This window comes from Dactylosporangium sp. NPDC048998, assembly GCF_043197855.1.
Taxonomy (GTDB): Bacteria; Actinomycetota; Actinomycetes; order Mycobacteriales; family Micromonosporaceae; genus Dactylosporangium.
Genome location: NZ_JBICTV010000012.1, coordinates 131,777 through 150,470, shown reverse-complemented (window position 1 = coordinate 150,470; position 18,694 = coordinate 131,777). Strand labels below are relative to the sequence as shown.

Here is an 18,694-nt window from a genome sequence, read left to right as displayed (position 1 = left end):
ATTGCCCTCAAAGTAGTGGCCACCGTCCATTCGACATGTGTCGATGCGAGTCACGGTGGGCTGCTACCTCAGGAGGAACGCCTTGGCAACCCCCGCGTCCCGCTGGAAACAGCGCCTCGCCACTCTCGCCACCAGTCTCGCCGTCACCCTCGCGGCATCCGTGGCGTGGGGCCTGCCCGCACACGCGGCCACCGTTGTGTACACCGCGCTGGGCGACTCGTACTCGTCCGGTGTCGGCACCCGCAGCTACTACTCGGACGGCACAAGCTGCCAACGCTCCCAGTACGCGTATCCGGTCCTGGTCAAGAGCCAGATCGGGGCCACCACGTTCGTCTTCGCCGCCTGTTCGGGAGCGAAGGTCGGCGATGTGCTCAACACCCAGCTCGGCAGCCTCTCCGCCTCGACGACCCACATAACCCTGTCGGTGGGTGGCAATGACGCCGGCTTCGGCAGCGTCATCAGCAAATGCGCCCTGCCGTGGCCGTACACCTGCTGGGGTGAGATCAACAACGCCAACGCGTACATCACCAACACACTGCCCGGTGCGCTGGACAACCTCTACAACCGGATCCGGGCGCTGGCGCCCAACGCTCGCGTCGTGATCGTCGGCTACCCCCGTCTGTTCAACGAGAGCGACTGCCAGTCGTTGTCCCGCATCAGCCCCGGAGAGCAGGTCGAGCTGAACCACACGGCGGACCTGCTCGCCACCACCATCCAGAGCCGGGCGGTGGCACACGGGTTCGCGTTCGCCGATCCCCGGCCCAGCTTCAAGGGCCACGCCGTCTGCGACGCGACCGAGTGGATCAACGGCATCTCGAACCCGACGTCGGAGTCCTACCACCCCAATCAGACGGGCCATGCCAGCGGCTACACGCCCCTGGTGAAGAACGCGCTGCAGTCCGCGACGGTCAAGGCCGCCGCCGCCGCGAAGTCCAAGAAGTAGAACGGGCGCGGCTCTTCTGAAGGAATGATCAACAAGGCTCCAGGGCTGACCCGGCTTGCGCCGGGTCAGCCCACCAGAGTGCCTGCCGCCAAAGACGGCGCGGCGTAGCCGCAGCGTGCGGATCGCCGCGAAACTGGACGTTGGCGCGGGGATAGTGGCGGCGTTGCCTTGAGTCCAGTATCCGGTGCCCGCCGCGACTTCGAGGACGTCGCGGCCGGTGAAGTGCGCAGGGATGATGTAGAACGAGTACCGATGAATGTTCGGCGGCGCAAGAAGCTCACCACCCGCCTGATGGCGTCGCTGTTGCGCGACGATCTGCCGGGTGTGCTTGCGGCTCTGCGTGCGGGAGCCGACCCGAACGCGCCGGGCCGCGACGGTACGACGCCGCTGTATCTGGCGGCCGTGCAGAGCGCGCCCGCGGCGGTACGGCTTCTCCTGGAGGCCGGCGCGGACCCCGACCTCGAAAGCGGGCGTGGTGAGCAGGGCACGCCGTTGACGGGTGCCTCGGCGTGGGGGAGCACCGACGTCGTACGCGTGCTCCTCGCGCATGGCGCGGACCCGAACCTCCGCGAGGACCACGGAAACGGGCTGTCGCCGCTCGACTGGGCCGTCCGGGGCGGCCATGACGAGACGGCGACGCTGCTCGTGGCCGCGGGTGCGGCCGATCGTCAGGGGCCCCACGAGTAGCGACCCGTTGAGGTTGTCGCCGATCGCCGCAATGGTCGCGAATACCAGCCGGCGCGCGCCGCGCCGGGCCCGGTCGTCACGCCGCCTGTGGTTGGTGGGCGATCAGGATCGGGCATTCGGCATGGTGCATGAGATGCTGGCCGACCGAGCCGAGCAGCAGGCCCGCGAAGCCGCCGTGGCCGCGGCTGCCGACCACCACCAGCTGGGCGGTGTGCGACGCCTCGACCAGTACCCGTGCCGGGCGGCCCCGTGCCAGCAGCGTCTCGAGCTTCACGTCCGGATACCTCTCCCGCCAACCGCCCAGGGAGGACTCCAGGGCCTCGCGCTCCGCAGCCTCGACCGCGCTCAGTGGTACCACCACCGGGCTCGGCGGTGCGAACGCCCGGATCGCGATCAGCTCCGTGCCGCGTGCCGCGGCCGCTTCGAACGCCAGCGTGAGCGCCGCATCCGTCGATGGCGAGCCGTCGACGCCGACGACGACCGGGCCATCGGTCGCCGTTGCGCGGCCGCGGACCACCGCCATCGGGCCGCGGGCGTGGGTCGCGACCTGCTGGCTCACCGAGCCCAGCAACAGGTTGGCCATGCCGCCGGCGCCGCGGTTGCCGACGACGAGCAGCCTGCTGTACTCCGTGAGGTCGAGCAGGGTCGGCGCGGGCGCCGCGTGCACGGACGTGCCGGTGACGGACACGCCGGGGTGGTGCTTGCGCACGTGTTCGACGACCTCGCCGACGGTGCGCTCGGCGCGCTCCTCGGCCTCGACGGCGATCACGGCGCTGTCGCCCTCGTAGTGCGCGGAGGGCCACGCGAACTGGTACGCGTACACGATCAATAACGGCGTCGCGGAGCGGGCCGCCTCGACGGCCGCCCAGTCCACGGCCTCGCGGGCCTCGATCGACCCGTCGTACCCGACAACGATGCTCGCTGCGGTCATCTCGCCCTCCTCGGAAGGTCCCCGAGTCGAGCATCGAACGAGCGACCGCGCGGAAACAGGGACGTTGGAGCGACCGCCGCGGGACCTTCGACCCGACCGGCGACCGGCCCCTCGCCGCACGATGGGCGCGATACGCACGCGAGAGGAGCGGGTCATGAAAGCCGCGCGTCCCGGCGCTGGCTCGCGGGCGGGCGCCGGTCGGCTGACGGCACGGGCCGAGGATCGACGCCGGTGACAGCGGTACGGTGCCGGGATGAGCTCGTTCCGGCATCCCGGCACCGTCCTGACCGACCACGTCCTGGAGGTGCCGCTCGACCACGACGCCCCGGCGGGCGAGACCATCTCGCTCTTCGCCCGCTCGGTCGTCGCGACCGACGGCGGCGACAAGCCGTGGCTGGTCTTCCTGCAGGGCGGCCCCGGCAGCCCGTCGCCCCGCCCGATCGGCCGCGACAGCTGGCTGGACCGTGCCCTGCGCGACTACCGCGTCCTGCTGCTCGACCAGCGCGGCACCGGGCGTTCCGCCCGGGTCAGCCGTCACTCGGTGCTGCGCCGCGGCGGCCCGGCCGAGCAGGCCGAGTATCTTTCCCACTTCCGCGCCGACAGCATCGTCCGCGATGCCGAGCTGCTGCGCCGGCACCTGCTCGGCGACGCACCGTGGAGCGTGCTGGGCCAGAGCTTCGGCGGCTTCTGCGCGGTCGCCTATCTGTCGCACGCGCCGTCCGGACTGCGCGAGGTGCTCATCACCGGCGGCCTGCCCGGCCTGACCGCCACCGCCGAGGACGTCTACCGCGCCACGTACCCGCGCGTGGCGGCGAAGAACGCGGCCCACTACGCTCGGTACCCGCACGACGTGGCCGCGGTCCGCGCGATCACCGAGCACCTGCTGACCCACGACGTCCGCCTGGCCGACGGCGCCCCGCTCACGGCGGCGTCCTTCCAGTCGCTCGGCCTCGCCCTGGGGAGCAGCACCGGCTCGCACGAGCTGCACTACCTGACCGAGGACGCCTTCGAGTCCCCGGGTGTGCTCTCCGACGCCTTCCTCGCGCAGGTACACCACCGCCTGAGCCTGGCCTCGACGCCGCTCTACGCGGTGCTGCACGAGGCCTGCTACGCCCAGGGCGCGGGTGCCACGGCCTGGGCCGCCCACCGCCTGCGCGCCGAACACCCGGCCTTCGACGCCGCCGCCGCGCTCGCCGGCGACGCCCCTGTCCTCTTCACCGGCGAGATGATCTACCCCTGGCAGTTCGAGACGGACCCGGCCCTGGCCCCGCTGCGAGAGGCGGCCGAACTGCTCGCCGCCCGCCCGTCCTGGCCCGCGCTCTACGACCCGGCGGCCCTCGCGGCGAACACGGTACCGGTGGCCGCCGCCGTCTACCACGACGACATGTACGTAGACCGCGAGCTCTCCCTGCGCACCGCCGAGGCGATCAAGGACGCCCGGGTGTGGGTCACCAACGAGCACGAGCACGACGGCCTGCGCGTCAGCTCCGGCGCCGTGCTCGACCGCCTGATCGCGATGGCGCGCGGCAACGCCTGACCCCCGGCGGCGCGGCATACGGTGAATTCACGGCGTCGCGAATTGTCCGCCCGGCGGCCATCGCGGTGCCCTGATTGGTGGGTGGTCAGTCCAGACGATTCGAGCTCGTGCCGTCGGCGAGGCTGGCGAGGTTGCTTGCTGATTCGAGCGTGTGCGCCGTGGGTGCTCGGGTCGCTAGGGTGGAGTGGTGGCGCGGCTACCGTGGGTGCACGGCGTAGGTCAGGTGCGTCACCCGCGGCGACGGCTCCGAACGGACCGGCTCCAGCGCGACCCTGGACGCATCCACGCCGTCGAACAGGCGGATTCCGGAGCCGAACAGCACGGGCGACAGCGCGATCGAGAACTCGTCGACCAGGCCGGCGTTCACGTACTCCAGGATCGTCGCGCCGCCGCCCGCGATGCGGACGTCGCGGTCGCCGGCGGCCTCGCGGGCCTGGTCGAGCGCGGCCTCGATGCCGTCGTTGACGAAGTGGAAGGTGGTCCCACCCGGCCGCTCCCAGGGGTCACGCTTGGTGTGCGTCACGACGAACACCGGCGTGTGGAACGGCGCCTCCTCCGGCCACGCCGCCTCGCCGGCGTCGAACATGCGCTTGCCCATCACGCTCGCGCCGGTGCGCTCGAACGTCTCCCGCACGATGTCGTTGTCGCGCCCCTCTTCCCCGCCCTCGCCGAGCTTCAGGTTCTCCCGAAAGAACCGCAGCGGGAAGATCCACTGCTGCAGTTCCATCCACTGCTGCCCCATCAAGTCCTCGAGGGACTCGGGCGCGCTGAAACCGTCCAGCGACATCGACACGCTGAAGAACACCTTCCCGGCCATCAGCCCTCCGCTCCCTTCCGAACGATCTCGGTGACGTAGGCCGCCAGGCTGCTCAGGGTCTGCTGGCCGCCCTCGATCGCGTGGTACTTCTCGACCGCCTCGTCGCGCAGTTCCTTGGTGGGGAACACCGTGCGCATGACGATCCGGGTCGCCGCACCTTCCGGCGCGAAGGTCAGGACCGACTCGAAGGCGTTCGGGTCGTCGCGGGACTCACCGTGCTGCAGCGCGATCCGCTCCGGTGGGACGATCTCGGTCCAGGTGATCCACTCGGAGTAGTCGGTCCCGTCCGGCCCGTGCATCACGAAGTCCCAGGCTCCGCCGACGCGGAACTCGAAGGACCGCGTGGTGGTGGTGAACCCCTCCGGACCCCACCACCGCGACAGGTGCCGGACCTCGGTGAACGCCTGGAACACCAGCTCCCGCGGGGCGTCGATGACCCGGGAGATCACGATCTCCCGGTCGGCCGTCGCCGGCTCCGCCCGCGTTTCTTGCCCTGCCCCTGCCATCGGTCATGCCTCCTGCCGTGCCTGCTTGAGGTCCTGCACGTAGGTGTCCAGCCGGTCGAAACTCTCGTTCCAGAACCGCTCGAACCCGCCGACCCACTCGTGGACCGGCCGCAGCCCGCGGGCGTCCAGGCCGTAGAGGCGCTGCTTGCCCACCCCGCGGACCCGCACCAGCCCCACCTCCCGGAGCACCCGCAGGTGCTTGGACGCCCGCGGCGGGCTCATCCCCAGCTCCTGGGCCAGGTCGGTCACCGGCCACTCACCCGCCCGCAGCAGCGCCAGGATGTCCCGGCGTTGTGGCTCGGCGATCGCGTTGAACGCGTCCGACGTCGTCGCTGCTCGTGCCATGGCAGCCACCATATTTTCCCATATGGGAAAACGTCAAGCCGGTTGGGTCGACGCGCGGTGGGGACAGTGGCCGGCGACATGAGGCGAAGGGATCCGATGCCGATTGGGGTCGTGCGCCACCGTCATCGCCGGGGTCAGCGGTCGGCCTCGGCTCGTGCTGGCGAGTCACCGACGCTGTCGAGCGTGAGAGGCTCCGTTGATTGCCGTTGTCGCCACGCCCCGGGCGGGATGCCGTGGTGGCGGCGGAAGGCGGTCGCGAAGGCGTACGGTGAACCGTATCCGACCGCTGCGGCGATGCCCGCGAGGTTGAGTTCGCCGGCGCGCAGGTGGTCTCGGGCAAGCGTCATTCGCCAGTCCGTGAGGTACTGCAATGGAGCTTGCCCGAGCGTGTCCCGAAAGGCTCGCGCGAAAGCGGCCCGGGACAGGCCGCTGATCGCCGCAAGCTCGGGCACCGTCCAGGGGTGACCGGCGTCTTCGTGCATGGCCTGCAGGGCGGTCTGCAGCCGCGGGTCCGCGGACGCCCGGTACCACCGCGGCGCGGCTGCGCTGCGCCGGAAGTCGCTGCGCAGGGCGAGGACGAGCAGCACGTCGAGCAGGCGATCCAGCACGGTCTGTTGACCAGGCTCCACGGTGGTGAGTTCGCGAGACAGCAGCATGATCACGTCGCGGAGTGGTTCATCGATCGCGGACGAGAGCGTCAGCACCGATGGAAGCGCGTCGAGCAGCCCGCTGCCGACATCGCCGGAGAATTGGTAGGCACCGCACAGGAACACTGTCGCGGCGGGGTCGGCGGCGGGTGCGCTCTGTGCGTGCTCGGCCCGGAACTCATCCGGCTCCATGCAGTCGGCACCCCGCGCGTGCGCGATGTGGTGAGCGGACCCGCCGCGCACGAGGGTGATCTCCCCGGGCAGGAGCTCCACCGCGTTCGCCGGGTCGTCGAGCCACATCCACGCCCGGCCCCGGGTGACAGCGTGCACGGCGAGCTGGATGGAGCCGCCCAACCGCAGTCCCCATGGCGGCATGACGACAGTGCGGGCGAAGACCGCCCCGGTCGCGCGCGCCCGCATCAGGTGGTCGTACAGCAGATCCACAGTCCCAGATTGTGAGTGACGCTCCATGAAGTCAACGCTTTGAGAGGATCACACAATAAATCCAGCGCATAGCGCATTGATACGCTCACTCCAGCGGCGAAAGACTGAGCACATGTTCAGATCACCAGCGACACTTGTCCTCGGCGGCAGCGGCAGGACGGGCTCGCTCGTCGCCAAGCACCTCGCGGATCGCGGAGCACGTGTCCGCACCGGGTCCCGGCACGGCAGCGACCTGCTGTTCGACTGGGACAACCCGGCCACCTACACGGACGCCCTCGCCGGAGCGGACCGCGTCTACCTCGTGACACCCGTGATGCGGGTGCGGTATGCGGATCAGGTCGCCGCGTTCCTGGACCGCGCCGAGGCCGCCGGCGTGCGTCACGTCACCCTCCTCAGCACCTACAACGGCGATCGGGCGCCACGCGAAATCGACGTCGCGGCCGTCGAGACCGACCTCGCCGGCCGGGAGGCGTTCACACACTCGATCCTGCGCCCCGCGTGGGTGATGCAGAACTTCACCGACGATCACCTCCCCGTCATCAACGGAACGCTCTGCGTCCCCAGCGGTGGCGGTACCGAGGCATTCGTCGACGCGGCCGACATCGCGGCGGTCGCGGCCGAGACCCTCCTCAACCCTGACGCACACGCAGGCGCCCGCTACGCTCTAACGGGACCGCAGGCCATCACCTTCGACGACGTTGCCGCGACCATCGCCGCCGTGAGCGGACATCCCGTCGTGTATCAGGACCTCGATCAGGAAACCTGGATCAACGGCGCCGTCGCCGCCGGCGTGCCCGCCGACTACGCCGCGATGCTTCGGTGGCTCACCGGCGCCATCATCGCCGGAACCGGATCCACGCCCACCAACGACATCGAGACCGTCACCGGCCGGCCGCCGACCAGTTTCGAAGCGTTCGCGCGGCGCGCCGCCGCCTGGACCTCGGAGGACAAGTGACCAAGTACAGCCGTGACAGCTCCAATTTCGGAGCCGACGGCCCCTTCTTCCGCATCATCCGCGAAGGGCTCGAAGGTCTCGCCGACGGCGAGGACTACTTCGACCTCCTCGCCGACGATGTGGTCTTCGAGTACATCATCTCGGTGCCCGGCTACCCCAGGCGCGTCGAAGGGCGACAGAACGTCATCGACCTGTACAGCGACTACGACGACTACATGACGGTGCACAGCGCTGACAGTCTCCGCGTCTACCGGGATCCGGAAGCGTCGGTGGTCGTCCTCGAATACGAGGTGCACGGCGAATCGGCGCAGACGGGCCGGCCGTACAACAACCGCTTCGTCTCCATCATTACGGTCAAGGACCACAAGGTGACGCACTGGCGGGACTACCTCGACCCGATCGCGGTATTCGACGCCGCGGGTTGGCCCGACACCCCCGCCTGAGATATCACGATCGAGTTCACCCGCCCGCGCACGAAGGTGTCGGTGGTGGCGTGGTCGACGCCAGCGTCAACTGCGCCTGGCGAGGCCTTGGGTCGGTGGGGGCGTGCCGGCGCGGGCCAGGATCCCCGCCGCGGCGACCGCGCAGGCACCGCCGATCGCGATGAGCGTGGTGCTGTACCCGGCGGCGGACGCGAGGGCGGCGGCGGCGAGCGGGGCGGCGGCTCTGGCGAGGGTGACTGGCGTGTTGAGGGTGCCGGCGATGGTGGCGTAGCCGGTGGTGCCGTACCGGTCGGCGAGCAGCGCGGGCGAGGCGAGGGAGGCGACGCCGAACCCGACGCCGAACGCGACCACCACGGCCACCGCGCCGGCCCGGCTGTCGGCGACCAGGGGCAGGGTGGCCGCGGCGACGGCCTGGACGGCGAACACGCCGGCCACGACGGTGGTCAGGCGGAGCCGGCGCCGGGCGCCGGTGAGCAGCAGCCGCCCGGTGACGGATAGGACGCCGAGCAGCCCGGCGACGGTGGCGGCGAACGTGGCCGGGTGACCTCTACTCGTCAGGAACCCGACGAGGTGGATGGTCATGGCGCTCATGGCGGCGCTGTGCGCGACGAACGCGGCCGCCAGCCACCAGAACCGGCCGTCCCGACGGGCTGCCCGGACCGCCGCGGCCCGCTCGGCGGCACTCGGTCGTGGCGTTCCAGCGTGCCGTTTCGCTGGCGGCCGTAGGACGACGGCGTGCAGCGGGACGGCGACCGCCGCGTACAGCACGGCGAGGAGCAGCAGGGTTGTGCGCCAGCCGTGGTGCTGCTCGAGGAGTCCGGTGAGCGGCATGAAGATGGTGGAGGCGAACCCGGCCACGACGATCATCGCGAGGATCGCCCGGGGGCGGCGGTCGGCGTCGAACCAGGAGACGATGACCGCGGTGGCGGTGTCGTAGAGGGCCATGGCCATGGCGACGCCGAGTCCGGCGAAGACGAGGTACAGCTGCCACAGCGTCTCGACCTGGGACCAGGCGACGAGCAGCGCGGCGCCGGCGAGTGACCCGGCGGTCATGAGCGCGCGGCCGCCGTGCCGGTCCAGCCACCGGCCGACCGGGATCGCGGCGGCGGCCCAGGCCAGGACCGCGGTGGTGAGTGCGCCGGTGACCGCGGCGGGGCTGGTGCGCAGGTCGGTCGCGATCGGGTGGAGCAGGACGGCGAAGGCGTAGTAGAGGCAGCCGTACCCGACGGTCTGGGTGACGGCGAACGCGGCGACGATCCGCCAGCCGTGGAAGATCGGCCGGTGGCCGCGAGCCTTGGCGGTCGCGGCCACCGGCGTGTCGGTGGTCATGCTCGGCGACGGGTCAGCTGCAGCAGGCATCGCCGGCTTGCTCGCCGCCGGGGCTGACGACGGGCAGCAGGGTCAGCGGTGCCGCGAGGAGCCCACCGCTGATCCCGGTGGCCAGGCCGCGGCCGGCCGGTGCGGCGACCGGGGTGGGGCCGCAGCACCCGCCGCCGGCGGCGTCGATGGTGGTGTCGCCGACAACCGGGTTGCTGTTACATACCCCGGTCTCCGGCAGGTCCAGCTGCACGTCCCGGGCCGCGTCCCAGTCACCGGCGAGGGCGGCGACGACGGAGCGGGCCTGCTCGTAGCCGGTGGCGAGCAGGAATGTCGGGGCGCGGCCGTAGGACTTGACGCCGATGGCGTAGAAGCCGGGCTCCGGGTGGGTGAGCTCGTCGACGCCGTGCGGTGGGACGGTGCCGCAGGAGTGCTCGTTCGGGTCGATGAGCGGGGCGAGGGCCCGGGTGGAGCCGAGGATCGGGTCGAGGTCCAGGCGTAGCTCGGCGGCGATGGCGTGGTCGGGCCGGAACCCGGTCGCCGACACGATCCGGTCCGCGGTGATCTCCCGGGTGCCGTCGGACGCGGTCACCCGACCGTTCCCGGCGGTGGTCAGGGCCTGGATCGAGTAGCCGGTGACGAGTTCGATGTTCCCGGCCCCGACGTGCTCCCGCAGCCGGGTGCCGATCGCGCCGCGGGCCGGCAGTGCGTCCGCGGCCTCACCGCCGTACGTGCGGGCCGGGCTGGCCGAGCGGATCGCCCACACGACGGACGTGCCCGGCACCTGGTCGGCGAGCTCGGCCAGGGACAGCAGCGTGTTCGCGGCGGAGTGCCCGGCGCCGACGACGAGGGTGCGCTTGCCGGCGAACCGGTCCCGGTCGGCGCCGAGCACGTCCGGCAGCGCGTGCTCGACGAAGGCCGTCGCGGTGTCCTCGCCGTGGGCGGGGATGCCGGAGGCGCCGAGGACGTTCGGGGTGGTCCAGGTGCCGGAGGCGTCGATGACCGCCCGGGCGAGCACGTCGGTACCGTCGGTGAGCCGGACGAGGAACGGCACGGTGTCGCGGCCGGCGGTGCGCAGCCGGTCGACGCCGAGCCGGGTCACGGCCTGGACCCGGGCGCCGTAGCGGACGTGGGGCTTGAGCGCGGGCACGTCGGCGAGCGGCTGCAGGTACTCGTCGGCGAGCCGGCCACCGGTCGGCAGCGTATCCGGGTCGGGCTCGACCCAGCCCGCGTCGGCGAGGAGCCGGCGGGCGGCGGCGTCGATGTTGTACCGCCATGGGGAGAACAGCCGTACGTGGCCCCACTCGCGCACCGCCGCGGCAGGCCGGTCGCCGGCCTCGAGGACGATGAACGGCAGGCCGCGCCCGGCCAGGTGCGCGGCGGCGGCCAGGCCGACCGGGCCGGCGCCGATGACGACGACCGGCAGGCCGTCGAGCTGGGTGGTCATATTGGAGATCCCTTCGCTTGTCTTGACGAATATCGAATCAGGAGAGCGGATTGCGCCCACACTGGGATGCGGTGGACGGGACTGGTCTAGCTGACGTGTGGGCTGCGACGTTCGATGAAGACCACGTCGCGCCACCGGTTGCCCTGGGTGACGTGCCGGGCGACCCGCTCGCGGACGCCGACGGTACGGAACCCGACGGCGTGATGCAGGGCCAGGCTCGCCGTGTTCTCGGGAAAGACGCCGGCCTGGATGGTCCAGATCCCGGCCGCCTCGGTCGAGGCGATGAGCGCCTGCAACAGTGCCCTGCCGGTTCCACGGCCCTGGGCGGCGGAGTCGACGTAGACGGAGTGCTCGACCACGCCCGCGTACACCGCCCGCGCCGACACCCGCGAGACTGCCACCCAGCCGAGCACCGCCCCGGCATCGTCGACAGCGACCAGGCGGTGCTCGGGTAGCTTCGACGCGTCGAACGCCACCCAATCCGGCGCGGTGTGCTCGAAGCTGGCGTTCCCGACGTCCAGCCCCGCCTGATAGATCGCCAGGACCGCGTCCGCGTCGCCGGCGGTCATCGGCCGGATGAGGGCGGTGACACGCGGTGTGCTGTTCATGCGCAGCCTCCGGTCGGAGTCGGGGCGGGCCGGCCCATGACGACGTCTGCGGCGGACGGGAAACACGCGATACACGCCTCGTTGACCCGGTAGTGCCGGGCCGTGCCGACCGCCTCCACCAGTACGAACCGGACCTCGGTGAGGATCTTCAGATGCTGCGACACGGTCGACTGCGCCAGCCCGACCGCCGCCACGAGTTCCCCGACGCTGAGCGGCCTGGCCTGGCGCGCCAGGTACTCCACGATCTGTACCCGCGACGGGTCGGCCAGGGCCCGGAACCACGACGCGTAGGTCTCCGCCGTCGCCCGGTCGAGCAGGTCGCCCACTATCCACCAGCTTCATCGTCTATCGCCGATCTACGATGAAACTCTAGCGGGGCTGGTGTTGATCAGCAACCCGGTCGCCACGACGAGCCGCGCCACCGCGGTCAGTGTGGCCGTCTCGACCCGGTCCGGGGTGTCGGCCGGGCTGTGGTAGCCGGCCATCCCGGCGCCGATGCCGACGGCGGCGAGACCGGCCGCGGCGTAACGGCGGTTGTCGGAGGCGACGGGCCCGGCGACGAGCGGCAGGCCGGTGTGCCGGCCGGCCTGGTCGAGCGTGGCGAGCAGCGCGTGCGCCGGCCCGCCGGCCTCCACCGCGGCCGCCTCATGCAGCTGGCCGGCCCCGTCGACGTTGACCACCAGCGGCGCCGCCCCGCTCGCGCGCAGCTGCTCGGCATGGTGGGCGGAGCCGAGCGCGCCGGCCTCCTCGCCGTCCAGCAGCGCCACGCACAGCCCGACCCCCTCGGGCAAGGTCCCGGCGAGGATGCGGGCAGCCTCAAGGACGACGGCCACACCGCTGCCGTTGTCGGCCGCCGCAGGCTGGCGCAGCCCGGGGTGGTCACCGACGCCGTCGTAGTGCGCGGTCAGCAGCAGTTCCGGCCCGCCTCCGGCGGTCCGCCACCGGCCGTGGATGTTGGCCGCGGGCACGTCGAGCCGGCGGATCGGCGTGTTGCCGCTGAGCCATCCGGCGCCGGCCGTGGCCGCGTGATGCACGGCGGTGTGGGTGGCCGTGTCGAGGGTGAGGATCGGCAGTGGCCCCGGGTTTGGCCCCGCGAGCATCGTGTACTGCCAGCCGTCCGCGTCGACGCCACGGCCAATCAGCAGCCCGAGGGCGCCGTGGGCGTCGCCGTAGGCGTCGAACAGGGTCATCCCGGCCGGCACCACCAGCCACCGCCCGGCCGGATCGCCGACCCCGGCGACGGCGAGTCCGCCGCGCCGAACGAGTGGCTGGTCGGCGGAGGCGAGGTGGACGGCGACGTCCCGGCCGAAGGTGAGCCGCTGCTCGGCGCCCCCGTCGGACCAGCGCACCGCCGGCGGGCTGTAGACCTCGGGGACGTGCGGCACGGCGAACGCCTCGAACGTCACCGCGGCGCCGGCGTCGCCGAGCTGCTGGGCCAGCCAGGCCCGAGCGGCGGCCCCGCCCGCGCTGCCGACCCGCCGCCCGGCGAACGCATCCCCGGCCAGCGCGGCCACGGTCGCCGCCATCCGCGCCCCGGACACCTGCCTGAGCGCCGAGTGGAGCCGGTCCAGGGCGGGCCCGGTGGCAGGCGCGGCTGACGGCTGGGCGGGCGTGTTCATCCGCAGCAACCCCGACCGACGGCGTCGGCCTTCGCCGCACTGCCGCAACAGGAGGCTTCCGCGGCCGCCTCGGCCGTGGTGCCGCAGCACGGCGCGCCCGCGGCGGCCGGCTCGGGCAGGGCGAGGGTGCCAGTGGGCGGGTTGCCGCAACAGCCGCTGGTCCCGGCGACGGTCAGCGCTGCGGCCGGGTCGCCCGCGAACCCGCCGGTCGTGGTGGTCTGGGTGTCGCTCATGATCGTGGTCCTTCGCTGTGGTGAGTGGTTGTCAAGGTCAACGACGTGGAGGGCGGGCCAGCCCAAAGGTCGGCCCGGCTGTGTTGGACGGTCAGCGCGGGCCGGTGATGGCCGTGAGGTGGGTGCGGGTTCGCTCGATCCGGGTGCGGGTGCGCTCGTCCGGCGTGGACACCGTGGCGCAGCCGTCACAGAACCGGACCCCGGTCTGCCGGCTCGCGCGGCGCAGCGTGCGGAACATATGACTGCCTCCAGATCATGACGCCAAGGCTGTCTCGACGTCTGTCAAATCAAACAGTTGCACGCTGATTTGAGATCTGTCAACCTAGAGGCATGTCGAAACAGCCGGCGGTGCTCACCCTGACCGACCTCAACGCGGCCGAGCCGTGCTGTAGCCCGCTCGCGCAGCAGCGCATCCCCGCACAGACCGCCGCCGTGCTCGCGCCGGCGTTCAAGGCTCTGGGTGACCCGGTCCGGTTGCAGCTGATGTCGATGATCGCCTCGGCCCCGGACGGGGAGATCTGCGTGTGCGACCTGACGCCGGCGTTCGAGCTGTCCGGGCCGACGATCTCGCACCACCTCAAGACGCTGCGGGAGGCGGGTCTGGTCGACGCCGACCGGCGCGGCACCTGGGTGTACTACCGGGCTCGGGCCGGCGTGCTGCGCCAGCTGGCCGGCCTGCTGGCGGTCGCGGAGCCCGCGGCCGCATAGTCACACCAGCGCGGCACCGCCCAGGCGCTGGGATGTCTGCCGCGCGGGGCGCCTCAGAAAGTGTTGGGTAACCGAGTAGCTACTTCTCGTTGAGTTCCTCGTTGAGGCGCCGGGCCGCTTCGGTCTCGATCGGGCCTTGCGGTTTGACGTCCTCACCGGCCAGGCGGGCCGCCATGAGCCTGATCATCGCCACTTTGATCATCGCTTCGGCGTGCGCGGGTTTGCGCTCGTAGTCGCGTGCCAACCGTCTGCACCGTCCCAACCAGGAGAACGTCCGTTCCACCACCCACCGTCGGGGCAGCACCTGGAAGCCTTTCACGTCCGCATTGCGGGGCACGATCTGCAACTGCACCCGACCGTGCTCGCGAGCCCAGTCCAGCAACCCCGCGTCGACCCGGTTGACGTACCCGCCGTCGGCCCAGACCAGGCCCAGCAACGGAAACTCATCGCTCACCCCGGCCAGGACCAACTTGGCTCCGGCCCGTTCCTGTACCGACGCGGCGTGCACCACTACCCGCAGCAGCAGCCCGAGCGTGTCGACGAGCAGATGCCGCTTGCGGCCCCGGGTGCGTTTGCCCATGTCGAACCCGATCGCCGTGCCACCCTGATGGCTGTGCGCGGTCTGCGAGTCCAGTACCGCGGCCGACGGCTGAGGGTCCCGACCGTCGGCCACCCGTACCGCGTCACGCAACCGGTCGTGCACCCGATCCCAGGTGCCGTCGGCGCTCCACCGCCGAAACCACCGGTACGCCACATCCCACGGCGCCAGATCGTGCGGCACCAACCGCCACGCACACCCGCTGCGCAGCACATACAGAATCGTGTCGATCACCAACCGGCGCGGGTACCGCAACGGCCGGCCACCCCGGGCAGGATCACGACGCGGCAGCAACGGCTCGATCACCGCCCACTGCCCATCCGTCAACGACGAGTCATACGGCGGCTTGCACACGCACGCACACACATCCGTGATCTTCGCTGATCGAGATCAGCGAAGATCACGGCGAGGTATCACAACACTTTCTCAGACGCCGGCGTCGCGGTGCCGTACCGTCGTCCGGCCGTCGGGGGTCGGTGTGATGCAGTGGCGGATGGCGGTGGTGTGCCGCACGGTGATCACGCTGCAAGCGATCCGGGTCAGGCTGGCCGCGGCCGCGACGACCGCGAGCGGTGGTACCGCTGTGGCGGACCACGCCCAGACGCCGATCACGGCCGTGTCGGTGGTGAGGGCGAGCGCGGCGACCGCCGTGGTCGCGGTGACCGCCTGGCGGGGGCCGGCTTCGGGGATCCAGCGGATGAGTCGGCCGGTGGTGGCCAGCGTGGCGCCGGCGGCGACGACTGCGAACGCGACCAATGGGACGACGGGGATGGCGGCCAGCAGCCCGGCCGGGCCGGTGCGCCAGGCGTGCGGCTGCAGCAGGAGGAGCCACCAGATGCCGACCAGCGGGCCGGTGGCGATGAACCAGGCGAGCGCGCGCCGGGCGTAGCTGGTGGCGAGTTCGGGGGCGAACGCGTCGGCGATGGCGGCTGGGCTGCCGAACTGCTCGATCGCCGCCGTGACGGCCCGGTCGGGCGGGAGGCCGGCGGCGGTGTGGTCGGCGATGGCTTGCTCCAGCCCGTCGCGCAGCTCGTCGAGGATGCTCGCCCGTCGGCGGCGGGGCCCGCGCAGCCCTGCGGCGATCTCGGCCAGGTATGCCGTGCGTCGCGCCTCGGCGGATGCCGTGGGCTGGGCGGCGTTCATGCCGTCGCCGGGCCCGGTCGCCGGGTCAGCACGGCGGTGACGGCGGCGGAGAACTGGTCCCAGACGGCGCGCTGCTCGCCGAGCGCGGCGTGGCCGGCCGGGGTGAGGTGGTAGGCACGGCGGCGGCGTCCACCGACGCTGTGCCAGTCGCTGGCGATCAGACCGGCTCGTTCCAGCCGGTGCAGCGCCGGATACACCGTCCCGGTCGGCAGGTCCAGTGCGCCGCCGCTGCCGCCGCGGAGGGCCTCGATGACGGCGTAGCCGTGCTGCGGGCCGGTTTCCAGGACCGCGAGCAGCAGCGTGTCGAGATGGCCTTTGAGCAGTTCCGGTCGCATTGGCAGCACGAACGCCTCCTGAGTTGCTTGCCGGCTCCAGCCCAGCACGCCTACTGTAGCGTCACAATACTTTGCGATGCTACATATGGGGGTGGTGATGGACGCGGATCGTTCGCTGGTCGATCTCGGGGATGCCACGGGCCTTGGCGTGGCGGTGGTGGGCCGCAAGGCGGCGGTCTTGGCCGAGCTGGCCGCCGCCGGGTTCGCGGTTCCGCCCGGCTTCGTGGTGTCCGCCGCCGCGCTCGACGACCCCCGGCTGGAGGAGTGGCTCACCGGTGCGGCCCGTCGCCTGGGTGCGGACCGGTTCGCGGTGCGGTCGTCCGGTGTGGCCGAGGACCTGCCCGGCGCGTCCTACGCCGGCCTGTACGAAACCGTGCTGAACGTGGCCGCTGGTGAACTCGGTGCGGCGGTGCGCCGGTGTTTCGCCGCGGCCGGCGCCGAGCGGGTCGCCGCCTACCACGGCCGCCGCGGCGGTCCGGGGGCGGCGATGGCGGTCCTGGTCCAGGTCATGGTGGACGCCGCCGCGGCCGGGGTGGCGTTCACCGCAAACCCGGTCACCGGCGACCGGGGCCAGACGATCGTCACCGCGGTCCGCGGGCTCGGTGAGCCGCTCGTGTCCGGGGAGGCGACCGGCGAGGAGTGGACCACCACCGGCGTGACCGCGAGGCTGACCCGGCCCGGCCCGCACGGCGCACCGGTGCTGACCGCCGGGCAGGCCCGAGCGGTCGCCGGCCTGGCCCGGCAGGTCGCTGCACGGTACGGGCAGCCGCAGGACGTCGAGTGGGCCATCGACCAGCGCGGCCGGCTGTGGCTGCTGCAGGCCCGGCCGATGACCGCGGTGCCGGAGCCGGTGTCGTGGACGCCGCCCGGGCCGGGGCTGTGGATGCGCAACTTCCGGCTCGGCGAATGGCTGCCAGAGGCGGTCACCCCGCTGTTCGGCACCTGGCTGCTCCCCGTGCTGGAGGGCGGCTACCTCGACGGGATGCACGGCAGCATCGGGGTCCGGGTGCCGTTCCGGTACGCGCTGGTCAACGGCTGGTACTACAACGCCACGCCGATCCCGTCCCCGGCGCTGCTCGCCCGCGTGCTGCGGCAGGGCCGCGGCCGGGCGATGCGGACCCTCTACCACGCGCTCTGGCGGGTGGGCCGCGACCCGGCCGCCGCCGACCGGGCCGTGCTCGCCGCCCTGCACCGGCACTGGCGCGACGAGCAGCTGCCCCGCTACCGGCACCTCGTCGCCGCCGCCGAGGCCGAGGCCGGCACCGCCGAGCCGCGGCGCCTTGCCGCGCTGGTGGAGCAGCTCGGCCGGGAAGCCGGGGTCTGCCTGTGGTACCTCGCGATCGTCGGCGGCTCGGCGTGGAAGATGGAAGCCTGCCTCACCCGGTTCGCCCGCCGACACCTCGCCGACGTGCTCCCCGACACCGACGGCGGCGCCCAGCCGCTGCTGCGGGGCTTGCCCGGTGCCCGACACGGTCTGCCACCGCACGCGGTGCAGAGCGTCGACTGGTATCACCCCCTCGCCGGCGACCTGCCCGCCACCGTGTCGACCGCCGGCGAGGACCGGCACGCCGAGTTGGCCGCGCAGCGAGTAATCACGCAGCAGCGGTGCGCGGCGGCGCTGGCCGACCGGCTCGACCTGGCGGCCCGGTTCGAGCGGCTGCTGCGGGTCAACCAGCGCTACGCCGAGATCCGCGAAGCGCAGGCCCGCGAGCTCACCCTCGCCTGGCCGGTGCTGCGCACCTGCGCACACCGCCTCGGCCGGCACCTCACCGACATCGGCGCCATCGGTGTGCCGGACGACGTCTACTTCTGGACCCGCGACGAGCTGCTCGCGAGCCTTGCCGGATCCGGCGGGCCACCGGCGGCTGCCGTGGCCGAACGGCGTGCGCTGTGGCAACGGCAGCGACGGCTCGCCGCACCGCTCACCCTCGGCCGGCCGCCACGGCTGATCGGCGACGTCATCGCCCGCACCGTCGCCCAGGCCCGCGGGCCCGTCACCACCGGCGATGGCGTGATCGTCGGACACCCGGCCTCCGCCGGACGGGCGAGCGGCCCGTCCGCATCGTCGACGGCCCGCAGGACTTCGCCGCCTTCACCGACGGCGAGGTGCTGGTCGCCAAGGCCACCGCGCCCGCGTGGACGCCGCTGTTCGGCCGGGCCGCCGGGGTCGTCACCGACGGCGGCACCCTCGCCGCCCACGCCTCCCTCATCGCCCGCGAATACGGCATTCCCGCCGTCGTCGGCACCGGCGACGCCACCCACCAACTCCGCACCGGTCAACTCGTCACCGTCGACGGCACCACCGGCACCGTCACTGTGCACCCGGCTGACCCGGCACCAGCGCTGACCCCATGATCGTCGTGCCAAGCAGACGCCCTGCCCGGCCCGTGCAACCACGGGCGAGCGCGGATCACGTCCGGATCAGACTCCG

The 18,694-nt window shown here is 72.2% G+C and carries 22 protein-coding genes and 1 pseudogene; 8 read left to right on the top strand and 15 right to left on the bottom strand.

The window, feature by feature from the left end; translation table 11 throughout:
* Positions 1 to 82: 82 nt before the first annotated feature.
* Positions 83 to 943, top strand: a complete 861-nt coding sequence (locus ACGFI8_RS26525) for an SGNH/GDSL hydrolase family protein (RefSeq protein WP_392808876.1) — start codon at positions 83 to 85, stop codon at positions 941 to 943.
* A gap of 252 nt (positions 944 to 1,195) precedes the next feature.
* Positions 1,196 to 1,630 carry an ankyrin repeat domain-containing protein gene (locus ACGFI8_RS26520; protein ID WP_392808875.1) on the top strand — a complete coding sequence of 145 codons (435 nt, stop codon included), beginning with the start codon at positions 1,196 to 1,198 and terminating at the stop codon, positions 1,628 to 1,630.
* Positions 1,631 to 1,706: 76 nt separating this feature from the next.
* Here the strand turns inward: ACGFI8_RS26520 and ACGFI8_RS26515 are convergent, their stop codons facing one another.
* Entirely contained in the window at positions 1,707 to 2,561 is an 855-nt protein-coding gene (locus ACGFI8_RS26515; protein ID WP_392808874.1) for a universal stress protein, read from the bottom strand.
* 253 nt (positions 2,562 to 2,814) lie between these two features.
* On the opposite strand from ACGFI8_RS26515, the gene ACGFI8_RS26510 reads away from it, so the two are divergent.
* Positions 2,815 to 4,098, top strand: a complete 1,284-nt coding sequence (locus tag ACGFI8_RS26510) for an alpha/beta fold hydrolase (protein WP_392808873.1) — start codon at positions 2,815 to 2,817, stop codon at positions 4,096 to 4,098.
* 196 nt (positions 4,099 to 4,294) lie between these two features.
* Here the strand turns inward: ACGFI8_RS26510 and ACGFI8_RS26505 are convergent, their stop codons facing one another.
* The 4 genes from ACGFI8_RS26505 to ACGFI8_RS26490 form a co-directional block, all read right to left on the bottom strand.
* On the bottom strand, positions 4,295 to 4,915 hold the full coding sequence (locus ACGFI8_RS26505; RefSeq protein ID WP_392808871.1) for a dihydrofolate reductase family protein: 621 nt from the start codon (positions 4,913 to 4,915) through the stop codon (positions 4,295 to 4,297).
* A complete protein-coding gene (locus tag ACGFI8_RS26500; RefSeq protein WP_392808869.1) occupies positions 4,915 to 5,421 on the bottom strand; it encodes an SRPBCC family protein in 507 nt (168 codons plus the stop codon). The genes ACGFI8_RS26505 and ACGFI8_RS26500 overlap by 1 nt, the downstream gene beginning before the upstream one ends.
* A 3-nt stretch (positions 5,422 to 5,424) precedes the next feature.
* Positions 5,425 to 5,766 (bottom strand): ArsR/SmtB family transcription factor, encoded by a 342-nt coding sequence (locus tag ACGFI8_RS26495; RefSeq protein ID WP_392808867.1) that lies wholly within the window; start codon positions 5,764 to 5,766, stop codon positions 5,425 to 5,427.
* 134 nt (positions 5,767 to 5,900) lie between these two features.
* Positions 5,901 to 6,857, bottom strand: a complete 957-nt coding sequence (locus ACGFI8_RS26490; RefSeq protein WP_392808866.1) for an AraC family transcriptional regulator — start codon at positions 6,855 to 6,857, stop codon at positions 5,901 to 5,903.
* A gap of 112 nt (positions 6,858 to 6,969) precedes the next feature.
* On the opposite strand from ACGFI8_RS26490, the gene ACGFI8_RS26485 reads away from it, so the two are divergent.
* Together ACGFI8_RS26485 and ACGFI8_RS26480 are read left to right on the top strand one after the other, a co-directional pair.
* Positions 6,970 to 7,812, top strand: a complete 843-nt coding sequence (locus ACGFI8_RS26485; protein WP_392808865.1) for an NmrA family NAD(P)-binding protein — start codon at positions 6,970 to 6,972, stop codon at positions 7,810 to 7,812.
* Positions 7,809 to 8,255, top strand: coding sequence for a nuclear transport factor 2 family protein (locus ACGFI8_RS26480; RefSeq protein ID WP_392808864.1), 447 nt, complete (start codon positions 7,809 to 7,811; stop codon positions 8,253 to 8,255). The genes ACGFI8_RS26485 and ACGFI8_RS26480 overlap by 4 nt, the downstream gene beginning before the upstream one ends.
* A gap of 66 nt (positions 8,256 to 8,321) precedes the next feature.
* Here ACGFI8_RS26480 and ACGFI8_RS26475 read toward each other — a convergent pair whose 3' ends face one another.
* The 7 genes from ACGFI8_RS26475 to ACGFI8_RS26445 form a co-directional block, all read right to left on the bottom strand.
* A complete protein-coding gene (locus tag ACGFI8_RS26475; RefSeq protein WP_392808861.1) occupies positions 8,322 to 9,614 on the bottom strand; it encodes an MFS transporter in 1,293 nt (430 codons plus the stop codon).
* Positions 9,598 to 11,019, bottom strand: coding sequence for an FAD-dependent oxidoreductase (locus ACGFI8_RS26470; RefSeq protein ID WP_392808860.1), 1,422 nt, complete (start codon positions 11,017 to 11,019; stop codon positions 9,598 to 9,600). The genes ACGFI8_RS26475 and ACGFI8_RS26470 overlap by 17 nt, the downstream gene beginning before the upstream one ends.
* An 86-nt stretch (positions 11,020 to 11,105) precedes the next feature.
* The gene (locus tag ACGFI8_RS26465) at positions 11,106 to 11,627 is read right to left on the bottom strand and encodes a GNAT family N-acetyltransferase (RefSeq protein ID WP_392808858.1); all 522 of its coding nucleotides are present in this window, start codon (positions 11,625 to 11,627) and stop codon (positions 11,106 to 11,108) included.
* Positions 11,624 to 11,953, bottom strand: a complete 330-nt coding sequence (locus tag ACGFI8_RS26460) for an ArsR/SmtB family transcription factor (protein WP_392808857.1) — start codon at positions 11,951 to 11,953, stop codon at positions 11,624 to 11,626. Before ACGFI8_RS26460 ends, ACGFI8_RS26465 begins: the two co-directional genes overlap by 4 nt.
* A gap of 30 nt (positions 11,954 to 11,983) precedes the next feature.
* Positions 11,984 to 13,246, bottom strand: coding sequence for a M28 family metallopeptidase (locus tag ACGFI8_RS26455; RefSeq protein ID WP_392808856.1), 1,263 nt, complete (start codon positions 13,244 to 13,246; stop codon positions 11,984 to 11,986).
* On the bottom strand, positions 13,243 to 13,479 hold the full coding sequence (locus tag ACGFI8_RS26450) for a hypothetical protein (RefSeq protein ID WP_392808855.1): 237 nt from the start codon (positions 13,477 to 13,479) through the stop codon (positions 13,243 to 13,245). The genes ACGFI8_RS26455 and ACGFI8_RS26450 overlap by 4 nt, the downstream gene beginning before the upstream one ends.
* 91 nt (positions 13,480 to 13,570) lie before the next feature.
* Positions 13,571 to 13,717 (bottom strand): hypothetical protein, encoded by a 147-nt coding sequence (locus tag ACGFI8_RS26445; RefSeq protein ID WP_392808853.1) that lies wholly within the window; start codon positions 13,715 to 13,717, stop codon positions 13,571 to 13,573.
* A gap of 92 nt (positions 13,718 to 13,809) precedes the next feature.
* Between ACGFI8_RS26445 and ACGFI8_RS26440 the strand changes: the two genes are divergently transcribed.
* Positions 13,810 to 14,187 carry an ArsR/SmtB family transcription factor gene (locus ACGFI8_RS26440; protein ID WP_392808852.1) on the top strand — a complete coding sequence of 126 codons (378 nt, stop codon included), beginning with the start codon at positions 13,810 to 13,812 and terminating at the stop codon, positions 14,185 to 14,187.
* 79 nt (positions 14,188 to 14,266) lie between these two features.
* Here the strand turns inward: ACGFI8_RS26440 and ACGFI8_RS26435 are convergent, their stop codons facing one another.
* The 3 genes from ACGFI8_RS26435 to ACGFI8_RS26425 are packed head-to-tail and all read right to left on the bottom strand — an operon-like array spanning position 14,267 to position 16,263.
* Positions 14,267 to 15,151 carry an IS5 family transposase gene (locus ACGFI8_RS26435; protein WP_392808850.1) on the bottom strand — a complete coding sequence of 295 codons (885 nt, stop codon included), beginning with the start codon at positions 15,149 to 15,151 and terminating at the stop codon, positions 14,267 to 14,269.
* A 60-nt stretch (positions 15,152 to 15,211) separates the two neighbouring features.
* Positions 15,212 to 15,928, bottom strand: coding sequence for a permease prefix domain 1-containing protein (locus tag ACGFI8_RS26430; RefSeq protein ID WP_392808848.1), 717 nt, complete (start codon positions 15,926 to 15,928; stop codon positions 15,212 to 15,214).
* On the bottom strand, positions 15,925 to 16,263 hold the full coding sequence (locus ACGFI8_RS26425; protein ID WP_392808981.1) for a PadR family transcriptional regulator: 339 nt from the start codon (positions 16,261 to 16,263) through the stop codon (positions 15,925 to 15,927). The genes ACGFI8_RS26430 and ACGFI8_RS26425 overlap by 4 nt, the downstream gene beginning before the upstream one ends.
* A 76-nt stretch (positions 16,264 to 16,339) precedes the next feature.
* Here ACGFI8_RS26425 and ACGFI8_RS26420 point away from each other — a divergent pair.
* Both ACGFI8_RS26420 and ACGFI8_RS26415 read left to right on the top strand, forming a co-directional pair.
* A pseudogene (locus tag ACGFI8_RS26420) lies at positions 16,340 to 17,092 on the top strand (PEP/pyruvate-binding domain-containing protein); the annotation flags it as partial.
* A gap of 77 nt (positions 17,093 to 17,169) precedes the next feature.
* Positions 17,170 to 18,618, top strand: coding sequence for a PEP-utilizing enzyme (locus ACGFI8_RS26415; protein ID WP_392808979.1), 1,449 nt, complete (start codon positions 17,170 to 17,172; stop codon positions 18,616 to 18,618).
* The last annotated feature ends 76 nt before the right edge of the window (positions 18,619 to 18,694 follow it).